The organism is Microvirga aerophila (genome assembly GCF_003332305.1).
Taxonomy (GTDB): domain Bacteria; phylum Pseudomonadota; class Alphaproteobacteria; order Rhizobiales; family Beijerinckiaceae; genus Microvirga; species Microvirga aerophila.
Map to the genome: position 1 here is coordinate 122290 of NZ_QOIO01000004.1, position 17390 is coordinate 139679.

A 17390-nucleotide genomic window follows, 5' to 3' on the forward strand; every position below is an offset into this window, starting at 1 on the left:
CTCATGAATGAGGAATGGCACGGCGCACTGGTGATCACCTGTGGCCCCTCGATCGCCGGATGTTTCGAGCTTTCCGGAAAGCGTACAGGAATGGCGGCGCATTCCCGTGGCGGGTCCGTCCGTACCAGTCGATCTTCGACGAACGTAGTGAGGCGACGACATCGATGCCCTTCCTTTTCGGCACACCGAGGATGAAGGCTGAGGCTTCATCCTCGGGCGCAGCGGCGAACATCAAGCGGATTTCGGGAATCCGTACAGCGTAGCTGGATTTTCCACGAGGATGCGTTGCCGCGTGGTTTCGTTGGGCGCCCAAGAACTCAGGAGGTCGAAAAGCACGGCATCATCGGGCATTTGTGCCTGGCCCCGATGGGGCCAGTCGCTGCCCCAAACCAATCGCTCGGGAGCGGCCCTGACATAAGCTTGGGCTACCTTGGAGGCGTCAGCATAGGCTGGCGGCCCGCTGGTCGTGTTGAGATATGCGCCTGAGAGTTTGACCCATGTTTTGCCCTGATCGAGGAGTTTGCGAACGACCGGGTAGGCGCGGTGGTCGACGCCGGAGGGAGGTGGCAACCGACCCAAATGGTCGATGACGAGCGGAGTTGGCAGGCGCAGCAACACGCTCTCCAGGTCTGCAATCTGGTCACCCGTCATATAAACCTGTACGTGCCAACCAAGGGGATGCACTTTCCTGGCCATGTTCTCGAGTCGCTCTGCCGTCGTCACGCCCCAGGATTGCGGACTGACGAAGTTGACCCGGATTCCGACCGCACCTTGGGCAGCCATTGCCTTCAACTCGGCATCTGTGATGTCGAGGTCGACGACGACTACCGCCCGGGCGGATGGCCCAAGCTGGGCGACGCCGTCGAGCGTGGCGCGGTTGTCGATACCATACGTCGATGGAGTGACCACCACGGCCCGACTTGTTCCAATGCGCTTCTGGAACAGCCGGTAAGCCGCGACATCGCTATCGCTGACGGGCTCGCCCTTCCAATGCGACGATGCCGGAAAGCGAGTGCTGAAGATATGAATGTGTGAGTCGCACGCGTTGGGCGGTACGCTCGATTTGGGACTTTCGGTCCCAGAGGAAAATAGCACGACCTGCTGGGCACGAGCCTCCCGGCTGCGCAATCCGCTGGCGGCAGCCACGACGCCGAGCGCACTTGCCTTGAGAAATTCACGTCGATTCGTGCGGAAGCGATCCATTGCAGTCTCCTGTGTTCACGCTGGAAAACCGAGAAGTCATCGCAAAGTCGACAGCCCGCAAAGAGCCGCGGGCTGATATCGTTCTAGGCTTCCTCATCAACAAAGGCTTCCTCGCGGGTCTTGCGGATGGCTGGCACCAGGAGCAAGAGAAAGAGGGCCGCAGACGCGATCAGAAGGGCAAGGCTGATCGGCCGATCGATAAAGACGCTCGGGCTTCCCTGCGAGATCAGCATGGCCCGCCGCAGGTTCGTCTCCAGCAAGGGTCCCAGGACAAAGCCGAGCAGGAGCGGGCCAGGCTCGCATTTCGCCTTGCGGAAGAGATAACCGAGGAAGCCGAAGCCGACCGCGAGAGCGACATCGAAGGCCCGGTTGCTGACGCTGTAGACGCCGACGCAGCAGAACAGAAGGATCGCAGGGTAAAGGAGGCGGTATGGCACCGTCAGGAGCTTAACCCACAGGCCGATCATCGGCAGGTTGATGACCAGGAGCATGAGGTTGCCGATCCACATGCTGGCAATAAGGCCCCAGAAGAGATCCGGCTGATTCTGCATCACGGATGGGCCAGGCGTGATCCCGTGGATGGTCATGGCGCCCAGCAACATCGCCATGACAGCGTTCGAGGGAATACCAAGCGTCAGCAGGGGAATGAACGATGACTGGGCTCCGGCGTTGTTAGCCGCTTCCGGCCCAGCGACCCCTTGGATGGCGCCCCTGCCGAACTGTTGCGGCTGGCGCGAAACCTTCTTCTCGAGGGTGTAGGCGCTGAACGCACTGAGCGTCGCCCCGCCACCGGGGAGAATCCCCAGGAAGGTCCCAAGTGCTGTTCCCCGAAGAACCGCCGGCCACGCCTTCTGGAAGTCATCCCGGGTCGGCCAAAGACGGCTGATCTTGGTCGCGATCAAACCGCGGAGTTCTGGCGTTTCGAGATTGATGATGATCTCGGCGATCCCGAATAGCCCGACGGCGATGACGACGAACTCGATGCCGTCGAAGAGTTCCACCGCGCCGAAGGTGAGACGCTCGGACCCGCTGTTCACGTCCGTGCCGACCCACCCAAGGACAAGACCGATGCCGATCATTGCGATGGCCTTGATAACTGAACCGCTGGCGAGAACCGTCGCGCAGAGCAAGCCGAAGATGGTAAGCGAGAAATACTCCGCCGGCCCGAACGAGAGCGCAAAGCCCGCAAGGGTCGGTCCGGCAATGGCCAGCCCGATGGTCGCCACGGTGCCGGCAAAGAATGATCCCAACGCTGCGATGGCCAGCGCTGCTCCTGCCCGTCCCTGCTTGGCCATCTGGTAACCGTCGAGGGCAGTGACCACTGAGGAGGCTTCACCGGGCAGGTTCACCAGAATCGCGGTGGTCGATCCCCCGTACTGCGCCCCGTAGAAGATGCCCGCGAGCATAATCAACGCTGCCAGCGGGGGGAGGAAGAACGTGATCGGCAGGAGGATTGCCAGGGTGGCTGTCGGGCCGATCCCCGGCAGAACGCCAATGAGCGTGCCCAGGAGAGCACCAATGAGACAAAACAGAAGATTGGTCGGGGTGACAGCGGCGCTGAACCCGAGAATGAGTGAATCGAACAATTCCATCAGAACGGCCCCAACTGCATCTGGACGCCCAGTCCAAGGATGAAAACGAGGATGCCGAAAATCGTCAGCACCACGATGGAGGCGGCAATCTCGCGGAGCCGCGTTTCGGGATCGGCCAGACTGCCGATGCCGATGAGCCACGCGGCCGCGATGATGAAGCCCAAGGATCCCGCCGCGTAGGCGAAGCCCGCCACCGCGATGAGAATGATCAGGAGCGGACGCAGGCGAACGACACCGAGAGGTTCGCTGGAGCGCATGAGACCCATGATTGTCACCCCGAGGCCGATCAGCAGGATCAGCGCCGAGACAATTAGCGGAAGGTAACCCGGACCCATCATGGCAGCATTGCCCATCGTCAGGTCACGCCCGGCCCAAAGGCCGAGCGCTCCCGCGACGATGAAAATCAAGCCAGCAAGAAGATCAGGTTGGTTGCCCTTCCGCCCGAGTTCCGAGCGGTTGGCCATTATTGCACCCAGGGTGTCTTGTTCCAGATGTCCTGGAACGCTTGCAGGCGCTTCGGCATCTGCTGCTCCCATTCCTCGCCTGACAGGTAGGCGAGCGGGAGAGACAGCTTCTTGGCCTGCTCCTTGAACTCAGGATTGTCGACAACTTTCTTCACTGCGTCGGAGAACTTGGTCCGGATGTCGGCGGGCACGTCACGGCGTGCGGCAAGACCGCGCTCCGAACTCATGAACACCTCGAAACCCTGCTCCTGGGCCATTGGGACGTCCGGTGCCTCGGGAGACCGTTTGTCGCCGAAGTGGACCAGAGGACGAACGCTGCTCGTATCGCCGCTCGCGAACTCGCTGACATTCAGGCCACCCACCGTGATGTGGCCGCCGAGGAGCGCCGTCCTCGTTTCACCCGCTCCAGGGAACGGCACGTGCGTCAGGGATACGCCTGCCGCCGATTCCAGCAGGATCGTTGCAAGGTGGTCATCGGTACCAACGCCGGAGCTACCGACCGAAACCGATTTCGGGTTCGCTTTGGCCTGTGCAACAAGATCCTTGAGCGACTTGAGCGGAGAATCGGCCTTCACGACGAAGGCGGTCGGATCGTCGACGATGCGCGCCACGGCCTGGATGCTCTTCGGGTCATACCGCAGCTTGCGCTGCACCTGCATCGACAGGTAGCCGGGCGTGTTGATGAACGAGAAGGTGTAGCCGTCCGGCTTGGCCTGGGAGAGCTGCGTATAGGCGATCTCGCCCGAAGCGCCGGGCTTGTTGATGATTACGATCTTCGCGCCGAGTTCCTTCTCGAGATACGGCTGCATGGCGCGGGCCATGACATCAGTACTCCCACCTGGCGCGAACGCCACGATGATCTCGATGGGACGGTCTTTCGGCCACTCAGCATGAGCGACACCGGCGGTGGCGCTCACGGCGAGCGCGCCGATACAAAACGTTTTCAGAGCCTTTAGCACAGTTTCCTCTCCTTATGATCAACTGTTGGTCGGGTTTATTCGCCTCAGGCGCGACCTTAGACGGCCATCCTGCGGGTCGAATTCTGGTCCTCGGTCTTTCCGCCGAGTTGTCGTGTGAGCTCGTTGGCGATGGAACGCAGCGGCTTGAGGTGCTGGGCGACTGTCGCCTCGTCAAAGCGGGCGGTCGGACCTGTCACGGCGAGCACGCCAACGAGTTGTTGGCCGAACCGGAACACGGGGTACGCGAGACTTCCGACCTGGGGGTCACGTTCACCGGACGTGGCGTAGAAGGATTCGCGGCGGATCTTGTCGTAGACTTCTCCCGGCTCGCCGCTGAAGGCGAGGAGCACGCGACCCGGCGCACCTCTGGCAAGGGGCAGCAGATCGCCGGTCCGCGCGTGGTGCCCGATCGATTGCGGCGAGTCGACGCGGAACAGGCATAGGCGCATATCGCCCTCGCGGACGTAGAATGCCGCGCTCTCCCCGGTTTCCTGGGCTAGGCGACGCAGGGCGGGCTGGACGTAATCCTCGATGCGAAAGCCGGCCTGGTAGAGCATTCCCAGTCGCGCGAGCTTCGGCCCCAGACGCCACGTCGCGTCGTTGTTGCGCACCAGGTAGCCGCCCCGTGCCAAGGATTTCGTGAAGCGCAGGACAGTCGGCTTCGAAAGGCCGACCCGCCGCGCCAGTTCGGCGAGACTGAGCGAGCGATCATCAGCGGTAAAGGCATCGAGGACGGCTAATGCCCGCTCGACGGCAATCACCCCGCCTTCCTCCCGCGCTTCGATGTCTAATGCTTGTCTAGCCATGATCGTTTCACTCTGTGTAACGCCATTTCTTACTATGAAATAGCGCAGAAATGTGCTTCTGTCAAAAGGGTTCGTCGCGCAAGAAAATTTCGTAATGGCGAGTGTCATCAACCTGCTGCCTCCGAGCGCACTTCGGCTTGACGGCCTGAGACGGAGGACATGCCACGGGATAGGAGAGGAAAGTGCTGGGAAGTCAGCCGGAGAATCAGACGTCGACAGGCACCATGCAATCGGCCCATGGCCGGGCGGTGCTCGTCACGGGTTCGGCCCTAGCGGGCAAAGCCGCTGCCAATCTGGAGGCCCATGGTCTCCAGGCTTATTACTGCAAGCCCTATGCAACACCGGAGGATATCGCGAAGCTCGCGGCGGAACTCCAGATCGAGGGCTTGATCGTCCGGCAGGGGCAGATCGATGAGACCGTCATAGCGGCATCGCCGCGCCTGAAGGTCATCGCGAAGCACGGCACCGGCGTGAACAACATCGACCTCGATGCCGCCGCCCGGCTCGGCATTCCGGTACTCCGGGCGCTCGGGGCCAACGCCAGATCGGTGGCTGAGCACGCCATCGCCCTGTCGATTGCTTTGCTGAAGGACCTCGTACCCCTCGACCGCGCCGTCAAGGGCGGTGAGTGGCCCAAGGCCAGCTACGTCGGGCGCGACCTCGCAGGCGCCGTGATCGGCCTGGTGGGATTTGGGGCCATCGGGCAGGAGGTCGCGTCGCTCGCACGAGCGCTCGGTATGTCCGTCACGGTCTTCGATCCCTACACGGCCGAATTGCCGGAGGAGGTCCAACGTGAGACGGAACTCGATGCACTTCTGGCCACCTCGGACATCGTCAGCCTGCATTGTCCCCTGACGAAGGAGACGCGTCACCTCATCAATGGCGAACGTCTTGCCCGCATGAAGCCGAGCGCCTTCCTCGTGAACACCGCGCGCGGGGAAATTGTCGACGAGGCAGCCCTGGTGGAGGCCTTGCGCAACGGCACGATTGCAGGAGCCGGCCTTGACAGCTTCGCGGAGGAACCGCCGCCGAAGGACAGCCCGCTCTGGTCGCTCCCGAACATCATCGCGACCCCCCATACGGGCGGAGCCGCGATTGGCGGCATGCGGGCAATGGCGGAGACGTCCGCCCGCCACATCATCAGCGTCCTTGACGGCAATGGGCCCGACCTCAAGAGCGTCGCCAATCCTGCATTCCAGGCCGCAGCCTCCACGACACGCTAGACAAGCCTGTGCGACGCGGCCCGATCAACCCAGACCCGCGTCGCGATCAGATCCCACAACATCAGACAAGGGAGCACCGAGAATGACCATCGGATTCAGAGTTCTGCAACGACAGCGGAAGGTCGACCCACAAGTCGTCGATCAATTCCGTGAATTACCTGTCGCCAACGTCAGCGATGTCATGTCGCGCATGACGGCTGCCGGCTCGCGCCTGCGTCCGCTTCACGCCGGTGGCATCCTCGCAGGCCCTGCCCTGACCGTGAAGACGCGGCCCGGCGACAACCTGATGGTGCACAAGGCCCTACAGATGGCGGAGGCTGGAGACGTCATCGTCGTCGACGCCGGAGGTGACCTGTCGAATGCCATCATCGGCGAGCTGATGCTCGCGCATGCCGAGAAGATCGGCTTGGCGGGGATCGTGATCAACGGCGCGGTGCGCGATTACGGCGCGATCCGCACGAGCCGCTTCCCAGTCTTCGCAGCCGGTGTGACGCACCGCGGGCCCTACAAGGACGGCCCGGGCGAGGTCAACGTCCCTATCGCAATCGATGGAATGGTTATCGAACCAGGTGACCTGATCCTCGGCGACGATGACGGACTGCTCTGCGTACCCTTCGGCGACACCACGACGATCTACGCTGACGCCAAGGCAAAGCAGGCCGCCGAGGCCAAGACCATGGCGGCTACCCAGGAAGGCAACGTTTCAAAGCCCTGGGTCGACGAGACCTTGACGCGACTGGGTTGTGAAGGGGTCTAGCCCCCGATGTTCGAACGACCGGCTGAAGCAGCCGGTCGTTCTTTTCACGCTTCTGAGCCGACCTCTTCAAACTCACCAATCGTGGGCCAAGCCTGGGCAAGTGGAGCAAGCTCCTCATAGTCATGTTCTTCGCCTTGGGCCGCTGCACGCGATGGTCGGCTGAGGGTCAGGGACGGTCTTTAAGCGTGGCCGTGAAAAGGTCTGTTTACCCCCACGATTGCGGATGTTCGGCCCACTACCCTGTGACCGGAAAGCGTCCTGACGCGGGACACCCGAGGGAGGGTTCGATCCATATTCTTTGGTTCAGGGGCCGGCGTGTGGTCGTGGTTGGGGGTTGGCCTATGCTGCCCTACAAGCTTTGTTAGCTTCTAAGATGCGCGAGACATACGATGACGAACGTCCGCAATGCACTCCTCAGCAAGGTATGGCGTGGGCAGGACCCGTTCCTGAACTACCCAAGCCGGCTCTACCGGCAAGATCAGCAGGGCTGGGGCTCCGCCCATCATTATCTGACGGACGCCATCGCGAGACTCAGGCCGTCGGTCGTTGTCGAGATTGGCGTCTGGAAAGGAGCATCCGTGATCTCCCTCGCGTCCAAGATGAAAGAGATGAGCCTCGATGGGGTGGTCATCGCCGTCGATACGTGGCTTGGGGCATGGGACCACTGGACCAATGATGAGTGGTTTGCCCATCTGAACTTCAGCCAAGGCTTTCCCGCTCTCTACCATACGTTCGCGGCCAACATCGTGGGTGAGGGCTTGCAAGAGTATGTTCTTCCGCTTCCGCTGGATTCCGTCAATGCGGCGCACGTCCTTCGACATCATGAGGTTCAGGCCGATGTGGTCCATATCGACGGCGGCCATGATTATCATGCCGTCACGTCGGATCTTCGTGAGTGGTGGCCCATGATCCGGCCTCAGGGTGTTCTCATCGGTGACGACTATCCGCATTGGCCCGAGGTGAAGCAGGCATTCGATGACTTCTTCATTGGCCAAGGTAGGTTTCCTTTCGAAGTCGACCCACCCAAATGCCGGATCTTCAAGTAGCCTTCCAGGATAGCCTCGCCCCTGCACTGACCGGCGCACCACGGTGGAACTTGAGGCGTCGTTTGCGCCTTGAGCTGAGTGGATTGAGGAAGCCTTGGCTGGCTGCTGCCTAGGTGACGCTGATGGTTGACCTGCGTTGGAGTACCAGGAAGAAACCGCTTCCTGCCGCGTCCACTGGGGTCGAGCAGGAGGCCGATCTAGGGCAGGTCACTGAACCGCCAGAACTGGCGGAGCAAGCAACTCGCCCGAGAGTTCATCAGGAGGCCGGTTCAGCCGGGCGAGCTTCCCTTGTACGGGAGCTTTACCCTCTCCTCCGTGACATGCTGTGGGGTGCCAGGGGCTGGCCGATCCTGCGTCTCGTCCTCGCGATCGTGATCGTGCTGGTCGCCAATATGTTCGGCCAGGTGCGCCTGAACGAGTGGAATGGCGCCTTCTTTGATGCCGTTGAGAGACGCAACTCCACCGCCTTCCTGCTCCAGCTCCAGGTCTTTCTCGTGATTGTCACGGTACTTCTCACCTTGGTTGTGGCACAGACCTGGCTGCAGGAGCGACTGAAGATCCGTCTTCGGCAGCGGCTGACCCATGTCCTGCTGGACCTCTGGCTCAAGCCGAACCGCGCCTACCAGCTCGGGCTTACCGGCAAGGCCGCCGCCCAGCCGGACCAGCGCCTGCAGGAGGATTGTCGGTTGTTTGCCGAATTCACGGCGGAACTTGGCGCCGGCATGCTGCAGGCCCTTCTCCTGCTCGTCAGCTTTGTCGGGGTGCTGTGGACGCTGTCCTCTTATGCCCGGTTCGAGTTCTACGGCCAGGAGGTGGTCATTCCTGGCTACATGGTCTGGGTGGCAATCGCCTATGCTGCCATTGGTTCTGGACTGACTTGGCTCGTAGGCCGCCCGCTGATCCGGCTCAACACGGAGCGTTATGCCCGCGAGGCGGATCTGCGCTTTGCAGTGGTCCGGGTCAACGAGAGCGCTGAGAGCGTGGCCCTCTATAACGGGGAACTCGACGAACGGCGCAATCTCGACGAGTTCGTCGATGCCGTGCTCAAGGCGACCCGCCGGCTGTCCGGCGCCTTGGCGCGCCTGACCTGGATCACCTCCGGCTATGGCTGGCTGGCCATTGTGGTGCCGATCCTGGCCGCGGCGCCGGGGTATTTCAGCGGCACGCTGTCGCTCGGTGAGATGATGATGGTGGTGGGTGCCTTCAATCAGGTGCAGGCGGCGTTGCGCTACTTTGTAGATAACTTCCCCAAGATTGCCGACTGGCGCTCAGCGGTGCTGCGGGTGGCGAGTTTCCGGCACGCGGCTCTGGATCTGGATGAGGCGATCGCGCACAACCAGTGCATTGAGGTCCAGCTCCACCCGGAGGGGTGGCTGACCTTTGAGGGGCTGTCCATCGCACTCAGTGACGGCAGCATTCTGATCGAGGATGCGACGGCGGAGATCCGCCCCGGCGAGCGGGTGCTGATCCAAGGAGCGTCCGGCTCGGGCAAGAGCACGCTCTTCCGCGCCATTGCCGGTCTCTGGCCCTGGGGCCGTGGCGTGATCCGGGTTCCGGCTCCCGAGCAGATAATGTTTTTGCCACAACGGCCTTACCTGCCTCTGGGCAACCTACGCGCGGCGGTGTCCTATCCGGCCGCCCCTGACACGTTTGATGAGGCGACCGTGGAGGCAGCGCTCGAGCGCTGTGGTCTTGGTGAATTTGCGGACGCTCTGGACCGCCGGGAGCGCTGGGATCAGACGCTCTCGCTGGGCCAACAGCAGCGCATCGCCTTTGCGCGGCTTCTCCTGCACAAGCCGCAATGGGTGTTCATGGACGAGGCGACCTCGGCTCTCGATGATGAAAGTCAAGCTTCCATGCTCTCAGTGTTCACCAGAGAACTGGCTGGTGCATCGGTCCTGTCGATTGGGCATCGAACCGAGCTTGAGGCCTTCCATACCCGCACCTTACACATCCGCAAGACGGACGAAGGCGCCGTGCTGCTGGCGCGGCGTCCGCAGGAGGAGCCCCCCTTGTTTGCCTCCTGGGTTCACTGGCTACACCGCCGGCTGGTGCCTTAGTGCCCGTTTGAAAATTGCTATAGGTGAGCGACGCGTCGGAGCATGAGACTGCGTCACGATGCACAGTGCCAGCAACACCTTGCCGGGGTGGCGGCCTCACTGGAGGCCTTTCGCGAGCGGGTGCAGCACGGGCTGGCAAATGCCACCTTCGAGCAACTCCGGTAGCTTGTGCTGTTGCTCGTTGACCGTGTCATTATCACGAATGACGAGGTCGAAATCCGCTACGTCCTGCCCACCGGTCCAGGGAGTAAGCACGTGCGCTTTTATCAATTGCGTAGAGATTACTTCCACCACCAAGGGGCGTGGCAGCGGTTGAAAGCCCTGCTGGTCGGACAGTTTGTGCACGATCCCGATCACGAAATCCCGATAACCCGCCTGCCGCGATCGTAAGCACCATCGGCGAACAGGTGCTTGAGCCAGGGCTAGCGCTGGCGCACCGCCTTGATGATCTGCTCGGCGCCTTGGGCATCCTGGATGTCGGCTAGCGTGAGGTTGACCATCAGCAGGCGCCCGTCCGTGTCGACCGCGATGTGCCGCTTGCGCCCCATCACCTTCTAGGCGGCATCGTAACCGCCACCGCCTGGGCCGCAGGAGCTTTGACCATCTGGCTGTCGACACGCCCGGCCGTCGGGCCCGCCTGCCGGCCTGAGCGCTCCCGATCCAGCATCAGATCGACATCGCGCAGGGTCTGGAACAGCAGACACCGCACGAAGCATCTGAACCACAGTACACCGTCTGCCACGGCCCGAACTCATACGGCAGCATGCGCCAGCCGCAGCTGACCCGGGCCAGATAGCGGATGGCGTTGAGTATCTCGCGCAGGTTCATCTTGGGCTTGCGTCCGCGCCAGGCGGGTTGGGGGAGAATGGGGTGGATCCGCTCCCATTCCTCATCGATCAGGTTGGTTGGGTAGCGCCGCCGTTCAAAGGCCTTCTGGCGCTCGCGATGCTCTTTCATCCACATCCGGCTCATGTGGTCCTGACACTACCCAATCCGACCCCATGCGACATTTTCAAACGGGCACTTAGATCCGTAGCAATTCCTTGTCGGTGCGAGACAAAATTCCGCGCCTTTGACGTGCTGACCGGTGCGCTATTTCTGGTATGGGTCAGGCAGTGAAGTCCATTCACTTTTCGGAAGGTCTGATTACGTGAGGATTGCTGCCTTCGAGCTTAGGTCTCAGGCGTGCCAGGAGAAGACATTCTGAGGTTCTCCGTCTCACCCTTTGGACCTTCTAAGCGTCACGGTTGAATAGAATCCGATGGAAGACACCTCACATACTAGAGTAGAATTTAGCGATGATGTGCCAGCCCAAGCACAGCGAAGATTGCTAATCCTGTTCGCCCCCAGCCGAGAGCTGCTCGATCTTGACTTCGACGAGGTCGGCGAGGGCGCTGTCGGGTGCTAAAGCGCGCAAGTCTTGCGCCAGCTCTCGGAGTTCATCCAGCGTAGCTTCCGACATCAAGGTGTCTGCGGCTTTAGTCGTCATTTCTGTGAAGTCCATTCTCTCCCCTTTGATTCAGTCTCATGGGGCGGATAAGACGGGCGGAGTCCGGCAAGGATGAGTTCATTCTGTATCCTGACCATAGCCTCTTGTTTGAATATGTTGCCGGAACGATGAGGTCCGCAGCATCGCAGCATGAGCTCAAACCTGTATGCAAAACCCGACTTCGTCCGCCAGGACGATGACTAGCCATCATTCGATCGGCTTCCGGGCTGCACCAAAGTCGGACACCTCCTTGTGAGGAGGCATCGGGAGTTGACCGCATCGTCAATACCTGAATGTTCGGGATGGCGGCGCACCGCCATCCACAAGCTTTGCCGATCCTAGGATTTCGGCATGATCACGCTGTCGATCACATGGATGACACCGTTCGATGCGTTGACGTCAGCCTGTGTGACAACCGCGTCGCCCACCTTGACGGTGTTGCCGCTCGCATCAATCCGCACGGCGCTGCCCTCGACGGTCTTGGCGTTCGTCGTCTTACCCTTGAGGTCGCTGGACATGACGTTCCCGGCCACGACGTGATAGGTCAGCACCTTCTGGAGCTGCGCCTTGTTCTCAGGCTTCAGGAGATTCTCGACCGTTCCGGCCGGGAGCTTCTTAAAGGCATCGTCGGTCGGCGCAAAGACCGTGTAGGGTCCCTTGCCCTTGAGCGTTTCAACAAGTCCGGCGGCCTGAAGAGCGGCCGTCAGCGTCTTGAAGCTACCATTGGTAACAGCGGTTTCAACGATGTCCGCCGCTGCGGCCGGACTTGCCGCGACGAGCATGGCGGCTACGGCGTAAACACTATACTTCGCGTTCATTGTTCCATCCTCTGATTGCTGCGCCCTGTCGGTTCACCGGCGCCAGCCTCGGTGGATATGTCCAGGGTCCGACCCACCTTGCATCGGGAGTTTCCTGAGGGGAGCCGGATAATCACCGTAGGAAGCGCATTTCTCCCGTGCTGCCATGGGAAGTCCACGTAAATCCGCCCTATGTCCTCATGCAGCAGCGACCCGCAATCGAGATTGAGGCCAGAATGGACCATCTCACCCCTGATCATGCCTCATCCGAAGATCCAAGGCCCCGCAGTCGCCGTCGCGCGGCCACAAGGGCGCTGGAGGCTCACAGGCTGCCGACCCTGATCGCACCCGACGTCGAGCCGGAGGCATTGCTGCGCTCCACTCTGGATGCCCTGTCGGCCCATATCGCGGTGCTTGACGAAGCCGGGACGATCATCGCGGTCAACCAGGCTTGGCGCGCCTTTGCCCACGCCTCCGGCTATGCTGACGACAACCACGGGGTCGGAATGAATTACTTGGCTGTCTGCGAGGCAGCCGCCGCCTTATCAAAGGATGCGGCGCGAACCGCGGAGGCGCTGCGGGACATCATGGCTGGCGACCGCTGCGAGTTTCGGATGGAGTATCCCTGTCGCAGCCCGCAGGGACCGCGCTGGTTCCAGCTCCGGGTGACCCGACCGGACCAGGCGCAGACGCGCCGGATCGTCATCGCCCATGAAGACATTACCGAGGTCAAACGTACGCAGGAGGAATTGGCCCGGTTGAGCGGCCGCCTCATGCATTTGCAGGACGAGGAGCGGCGCGCCATCGCGCGGGAGCTTCATGACACCACGGCCCAGAACCTCCTGGCCATCACGTTGAACACAACGCGCCTGCACGAGGGGCTGCCCGATGTGGGGGAGCTTGCCCGCCGCACACTGATGGAGACCCTCGAACTGGCCGAGCAGAGCCTTCAGGAGGTCCGTACGCTATCCTATCTGCTCCACCCTCCACTCCTCGACGATATCGGGCTCACGGCCGCCTTGAGTTGGCTCGCCAGAGGGTTTTCCCAGCGAAGCGGCATTCAGGTCGACATCAGCATCGAGAATAGCGGCGAACCATTGCCTCGGCCCACTGCAACCGCCCTCTACCGGGTCGCCCAGGAGGCGCTGTCGAACGTTCACCGACACTCGGGCAGCAAGCGGGCACGGCTTGCTCTGTACCGGACCAACGATATGGTTCAACTCGACGTCCTGGATAGTGGCACAGGGCTCAGGAGCCTCCTGAAGGCAGGCAACGGGGAGGTCCGGCAGATCGGTGTCGGCATCTCAGGCATGAGGCTGCGCCTTGAGCAACTCGGCGGCCAGCTCGATATCCGTTCGGGCCCTTCGGGTACCCACGTGAGCGCCAGGGTACCGATCGCGCCCGTGGGCTCAGAACAACCCCTTTGAGCAGCCCCAATGTCCCAAGATGAAGCCTCATCAGCCGGTTAGGACCCATCATGCTTCGCATTCTTCTCGCCGATGATCACGATATCGTCCGGCGTGGCCTCAAGGATCTCCTGGAGCAACATGTGGGCTGGCAGGTCTGCGCAGAAGCCTCGAACGGCAGGGAAGCCATCGAACTCGCCCTTCAGCATCGGCCCCATGTGGCGGTCATCGACCTGTCCATGCCCGAGCTCAATGGTCTCGAAGCGACGCGCCGGATCCGGCAGAGCCTGCCGGATACCGAGGTCCTGATCTTCACAATGCACGAGAGCGAGGAGCTGATCAGAGAGGTACTGGGTGCTGGCGCCCGGGGCTATCTGCTCAAGTCCGATGCCGTGCGTCAGCTTATCCCGGCCGTCGAAAGCCTATCGCAGAAAAAGCCCTACTTCGCTGGGCGTGTGTCGGAAGTTCTCCTGGACGGCTTCCTCAAAGGAGGACAGGTCACCCTGGAGGGTCCCGCGGCCGAGCGCCTGACGTCACGCGAACGCGAGGTTGTGCAACTCCTCGCCGAAGGCAATAGCAACAAGCAGATCGCGCGCCTCCTGGACCTCAGCGTCAAGACGGTGGAGACGCATCGCACCGCCGCGATGCGGAAGTTGGAGCTCAACTCCCTGCCCGACCTGGTTCGCTATGCTGTCAGGATGCAGATCATCCAAGCCTAAGCTCATGCCGCAAGGAGCCGATGACTGCGATGTCTCCATCTTCCTCATCATCTCGCTTGAACAGCCTCGAACGCCCGGCCCAGGCCCTTGTCGTCGGCGCGTCCGGCGGGATCGGATCCGCCGTCACGGACCTTCTTGCCGCCGAAGGGTTCGAAACCGTTCATGCGCTTTCGCGCTCGGGACCCGATCGGAGCTTGGCTGGCGTACGGGTGGGACAGATCGACGTTGAGGATGAGGCGAGCATTGTTGCCGCAGCCGCGCAGCTTGTTGAAGGCGCTCCCCTGCGCTTCATCTTGGTGGCCACGGGACTGCTCCACGATACGGCACTCCAGCCCGAGAAGACCTATCGTACCCTTGATCCAGAGCATCTTCTGCGGAGCTTCCGCGTTAATGCGATTGGTCCGGCCCTTGTGGCCAAGCATGTGCTTCCCCTCGTGCCGAAAGCGGGCAAAAGCGTCTTTGCTGTTCTCTCTGCACGAGTGGGCAGCATTGAGGACAACCGCCTCGGGGGCTGGTACGGCTATCGGGCGTCGAAGGCAGCCCTGAACCAGTTTATGCGAACCATTGCGATCGAGCTCAGTCGCCAGAGCCCCGAAGCCGTGTGTGTCGCGCTCCACCCTGGAACGGTCGATACAGCTCTGAGCCATCCCTTTCAGGCTGGCATCAAGATCAAGAAAGCGTTCTCACCGGCGTACTCTGCTGAGCGGCTGCTTGCTGTTACGGACGCCCTGACGGCGACGCACTCCGGCCAATTCCTTGCCTGGGATGGGCGACCAATCCCTTTTTGATATGGAAATTAACGCCCTTCTTACACGAACTTAAGAGTTGTCTCAGGGCCAGGTACGGCCATCCGGCTTGACCTTACGAAGGTTGGCTTCACAGTCCTGTCGCGGAAGTTCGGCTTAGCTCAGCTCATGCTTGGAGGCGACATCTTCATTCGAACGCTCCCGCTGTGTTCCGCCCCGCCGGCAGATCATGTCTGCTCACGGCCATGTATTTGGGCTGGAGGAGCGGTTGCCTCAATGGCCGTGAAGGTCACCAAGATGCGACAGGTATGCTGGGAGCCCGCAAGCACCACCCACGAGTCGCCGGGCTCCAGCCGCACGACTTGGTCCTCGGTATCCAACTCGCCTTGCCCTGAGATCCCAAATCCGACCACCTCGTAATCTTGCTGGTGAGCCAGCTTGCAGCGCTCGCGCTAACACAGCGCAACCCGCATGGGAGCACTGCTCCAGTTAATGGCTCAGTTAAACGTCTGCCCTGAGTCAGGCAGTGAAATTCGTTCACTGACAGGAACGTCCGATGTTCCTGTCCAAAGCGGAAGTTCACCGCCTATCCGGAACGTGCCATGAACGGACCATCCTGGTTCACGGGTTCAATTTCCCTAAAGGCAGCTTGTAGTCGGCTTCTCACGCCCTCACAGCGTCCAGATTTGACCGTACAAGGTGATGGTTTGAGGGCGGTCGCATGTTGAAGCCATTCACCACGCTTAAGAGATTCATGAGGAGGGCCAGCCATGGATAACCCGAAACCTTTGATCCGAACTACCGATGGCCGCGGGAGGCTGTTCGAAAGCATTGTCGACACGGTCGGTGACACGCCTTGCATCCGCGTCAACAATCTCGGGCCCAAGCATGCCACGATTTATGTCAAGGCTGAGTTCTTTAACCCTGCGGCCTCGGTAAAAGACCGGCTCGCCATCAGCATCATCGAGGCGGCCGAGCGCGCGGGAGCGCTGAGGCCTGGCCAGACCGTTGTCGAGGCGACAAGCGGCAATACGGGGATCGGACTGGCGATGGTCTGTGCTCAGAAAGGCTATCCCCTAGTCGTGACAATGGCCGACAGCTTCTCGGTCGAGCGGCGGAAACTGATGCGGATGCTCGGCGCCAAGGTTGTGCTGACGCCACGCGCCGCCAAGGGGTTTGGAATGTATCGGAAGGCCGTGGAGCTTGCCGATGCGAACGGCTGGTTCCTCGCCCGGCAGTTCGAGACAGACGCAAACGCCGACATCCATGAGGCGACGACGGCGCGCGAGATCCTCGGCGACTTCAAGGACCATCGGCTGGACTACTTCGTGACTGGGTACGGCACGGGCGGAACCGTCACCGGCGTCGGGCGGGTGCTGCGCCGCGAGCGGCCCGAAACCAAGATCATCTTGAGCGAACCGGCGAACGCGCAACTCGTCGGAAGCGGTCGCGCACAGGGCCGTGATGAGAAAGGCGCTCCGGCCGAGAGCCATCCTGCCTTCGAGCCACACCCGATCCAGGGCTGGACCCCCGACTTCATTCCACTGGTGCTCCAGGAAGCGATAGACCGCGAGTTCTATGACGAGTTGATCCCGATCACCGGCGCCGAGGGCACGAAATGGGCCAAGATGCTTGCCCAAAAGGAGGGTATTTTCACCGGCGTCTCGGGTGGGTCCACGTTCGCGGTCGCTATGCAAGTGGCCGAGAAAGCGCCTGAGGGATCGGTGATCCTCGCGATGCTGCCTGACACCGGCGAACGCTACCTCTCGACGCCGCTCTTTGAAGGAATTCCCGAGGACATGACTGAAGAGGAGATCGCATTGTCGCGTTCTACGCCAGGATTCCAGACAGGCTAATCGCTTCGGCAATGGAGATGGCAGGTTCGAATCGAACTTTACGTTCCAGCCGCTCGATGAATGCTGGCTATTTGCGTCGGCGTTTCAGGGTTGAATTCGTAGCTTCTGGCGACGAGACGCGCCTTGTGCGGGTAGACATTGCCGGTCGGCAAAACGAGTCCGCATTCCCATTGCCCAGCAGCCTGCTCAAGGCTCGTAAGGGTCTCACCACGCTGTAAATACTAGGACACCCGGGCTTGGCCGGCCACATGGACCGGATCCAGTTGG

Annotated in this window: 16 protein-coding genes and 1 pseudogene; 8 read left to right on the forward strand and 9 right to left on the reverse strand. The window is 61.4% G+C overall.

Annotated elements, in window-relative coordinates; genetic code table 11:
* Positions 1-231: 231 nt before the first annotated feature.
* The 5 genes from DRB19_RS04035 to DRB19_RS04055 form a co-directional block, all read right to left on the reverse strand.
* A complete protein-coding gene (locus DRB19_RS04035) occupies positions 232-1203 on the reverse strand; it encodes an amidohydrolase family protein (protein ID WP_114184750.1) in 972 nt (323 codons plus the stop codon).
* A gap of 83 nt (positions 1204-1286) precedes the next feature.
* Positions 1287-2795 (reverse strand): tripartite tricarboxylate transporter permease, encoded by a 1509-nt coding sequence (locus DRB19_RS04040; RefSeq protein ID WP_114184751.1) that lies wholly within the window; start codon positions 2793-2795, stop codon positions 1287-1289.
* Positions 2795-3259: a tripartite tricarboxylate transporter TctB family protein gene (locus tag DRB19_RS04045; RefSeq protein WP_114184752.1), complete on the reverse strand. Its 465-nt coding sequence runs from the start codon at positions 3257-3259 to the stop codon at positions 2795-2797. Before DRB19_RS04045 ends, DRB19_RS04040 begins: the two co-directional genes overlap by 1 nt.
* The gene (locus DRB19_RS04050) at positions 3259-4218 is read right to left on the reverse strand and encodes a tripartite tricarboxylate transporter substrate binding protein (RefSeq protein WP_114184753.1); all 960 of its coding nucleotides are present in this window, start codon (positions 4216-4218) and stop codon (positions 3259-3261) included. The genes DRB19_RS04045 and DRB19_RS04050 overlap by 1 nt, the downstream gene beginning before the upstream one ends.
* A gap of 56 nt (positions 4219-4274) precedes the next feature.
* Entirely contained in the window at positions 4275-5024 is a 750-nt protein-coding gene (locus DRB19_RS04055; RefSeq protein ID WP_114184754.1) for an IclR family transcriptional regulator, read from the reverse strand.
* A 182-nt stretch (positions 5025-5206) separates the two neighbouring features.
* Here DRB19_RS04055 and DRB19_RS04060 point away from each other — a divergent pair, with 182 nt between their 5' ends.
* The 4 genes from DRB19_RS04060 (at position 5207) to DRB19_RS04075 (ending at position 10110) form a co-directional block, all read left to right on the forward strand.
* Positions 5207-6247: a hydroxyacid dehydrogenase gene (locus DRB19_RS04060; RefSeq protein ID WP_245439269.1), complete on the forward strand. Its 1041-nt coding sequence runs from the start codon at positions 5207-5209 to the stop codon at positions 6245-6247.
* An 82-nt stretch (positions 6248-6329) separates the two neighbouring features.
* Complete coding sequence (locus DRB19_RS04065; RefSeq protein WP_114184755.1) at positions 6330-7004, forward strand: RraA family protein; 675 nt, start codon at positions 6330-6332, stop codon at positions 7002-7004.
* 389 nt (positions 7005-7393) lie between these two features.
* Positions 7394-8050, forward strand: a complete 657-nt coding sequence (locus DRB19_RS04070) for a class I SAM-dependent methyltransferase (protein WP_114184756.1) — start codon at positions 7394-7396, stop codon at positions 8048-8050.
* A 122-nt stretch (positions 8051-8172) separates the two neighbouring features.
* A complete protein-coding gene (locus tag DRB19_RS04075; RefSeq protein ID WP_114184757.1) occupies positions 8173-10110 on the forward strand; it encodes an ABC transporter ATP-binding protein/permease in 1938 nt (645 codons plus the stop codon).
* Between the two features lie 285 nt (positions 10111-10395).
* On the opposite strand, the pseudogene DRB19_RS31005 reads toward DRB19_RS04075, so the two are convergent.
* The 3 genes and pseudogenes from DRB19_RS31005 to DRB19_RS04090 all read right to left on the reverse strand — a co-directional run.
* Positions 10396-11073 (reverse strand): annotated as a pseudogene (locus DRB19_RS31005) (IS5 family transposase); the annotation flags it as partial.
* A gap of 367 nt (positions 11074-11440) precedes the next feature.
* Complete coding sequence (locus DRB19_RS30570; protein WP_170148901.1) at positions 11441-11614, reverse strand: hypothetical protein; 174 nt, start codon at positions 11612-11614, stop codon at positions 11441-11443.
* Positions 11615-11937: 323 nt separating this feature from the next.
* Positions 11938-12417, reverse strand: coding sequence for a fasciclin domain-containing protein (locus tag DRB19_RS04090; RefSeq protein ID WP_114184760.1), 480 nt, complete (start codon positions 12415-12417; stop codon positions 11938-11940).
* Positions 12418-12632: 215 nt separating this feature from the next.
* On the opposite strand from DRB19_RS04090, the gene DRB19_RS04095 reads away from it, so the two are divergent.
* From DRB19_RS04095 to DRB19_RS04105, 3 genes are read left to right on the forward strand one after another with little or no spacing between them, the layout of a single operon-like run.
* Positions 12633-13823, forward strand: coding sequence for a sensor histidine kinase (locus DRB19_RS04095; protein WP_162815579.1), 1191 nt, complete (start codon positions 12633-12635; stop codon positions 13821-13823).
* 50 nt (positions 13824-13873) lie between these two features.
* The gene (locus DRB19_RS04100) at positions 13874-14521 is read left to right on the forward strand and encodes a response regulator (RefSeq protein ID WP_114184762.1); all 648 of its coding nucleotides are present in this window, start codon (positions 13874-13876) and stop codon (positions 14519-14521) included.
* A gap of 29 nt (positions 14522-14550) precedes the next feature.
* On the forward strand, positions 14551-15309 hold the full coding sequence (locus DRB19_RS04105) for an SDR family NAD(P)-dependent oxidoreductase (RefSeq protein ID WP_114184763.1): 759 nt from the start codon (positions 14551-14553) through the stop codon (positions 15307-15309).
* 185 nt (positions 15310-15494) lie between these two features.
* On the opposite strand, the gene DRB19_RS04110 is transcribed toward DRB19_RS04105, so the two are convergent.
* Positions 15495-15704, reverse strand: a complete 210-nt coding sequence (locus DRB19_RS04110; RefSeq protein WP_114184764.1) for a cupin domain-containing protein — start codon at positions 15702-15704, stop codon at positions 15495-15497.
* 333 nt (positions 15705-16037) lie between these two features.
* Here DRB19_RS04110 and DRB19_RS04115 point away from each other — a divergent pair, with 333 nt between their 5' ends.
* Positions 16038-17123, forward strand: a complete 1086-nt coding sequence (locus DRB19_RS04115) for a PLP-dependent cysteine synthase family protein (protein ID WP_114184765.1) — start codon at positions 16038-16040, stop codon at positions 17121-17123.
* Positions 17124-17390: the final 267 nt, after the last annotated feature.

Coding starts and splice junctions, on each gene's coding strand:
- DRB19_RS04035 (WP_114184750.1), bottom strand. CDS start 1,203: ATGGATCGCTTCCGCACGAATCGACGTGAATTTCTCAAGGCAAGTGCG.
- DRB19_RS04040 (WP_114184751.1), bottom strand. CDS start 2,795: ATGGAATTGTTCGATTCACTCATTCTCGGGTTCAGCGCCGCTGTCACC.
- DRB19_RS04045 (WP_114184752.1), bottom strand. CDS start 3,259: ATGGCCAACCGCTCGGAACTCGGGCGGAAGGGCAACCAACCTGATCTT.
- DRB19_RS04055 (WP_114184754.1), bottom strand. CDS start 5,024: ATGGCTAGACAAGCATTAGACATCGAAGCGCGGGAGGAAGGCGGGGTG.
- DRB19_RS04065 (WP_114184755.1), top strand. CDS start 6,330: ATGACCATCGGATTCAGAGTTCTGCAACGACAGCGGAAGGTCGACCCA.
- DRB19_RS04070 (WP_114184756.1), top strand. CDS start 7,394: ATGACGAACGTCCGCAATGCACTCCTCAGCAAGGTATGGCGTGGGCAG.
- DRB19_RS04075 (WP_114184757.1), top strand. CDS start 8,173: ATGGTTGACCTGCGTTGGAGTACCAGGAAGAAACCGCTTCCTGCCGCG.
- DRB19_RS30570 (WP_170148901.1), bottom strand. CDS start 11,614: ATGGACTTCACAGAAATGACGACTAAAGCCGCAGACACCTTGATGTCG.
- DRB19_RS04090 (WP_114184760.1), bottom strand. CDS start 12,417: ATGAACGCGAAGTATAGTGTTTACGCCGTAGCCGCCATGCTCGTCGCG.
- DRB19_RS04095 (WP_162815579.1), top strand. CDS start 12,633: ATGGACCATCTCACCCCTGATCATGCCTCATCCGAAGATCCAAGGCCC.
- DRB19_RS04100 (WP_114184762.1), top strand. CDS start 13,874: ATGCTTCGCATTCTTCTCGCCGATGATCACGATATCGTCCGGCGTGGC.
- DRB19_RS04105 (WP_114184763.1), top strand. CDS start 14,551: ATGTCTCCATCTTCCTCATCATCTCGCTTGAACAGCCTCGAACGCCCG.
- DRB19_RS04115 (WP_114184765.1), top strand. CDS start 16,038: ATGGATAACCCGAAACCTTTGATCCGAACTACCGATGGCCGCGGGAGG.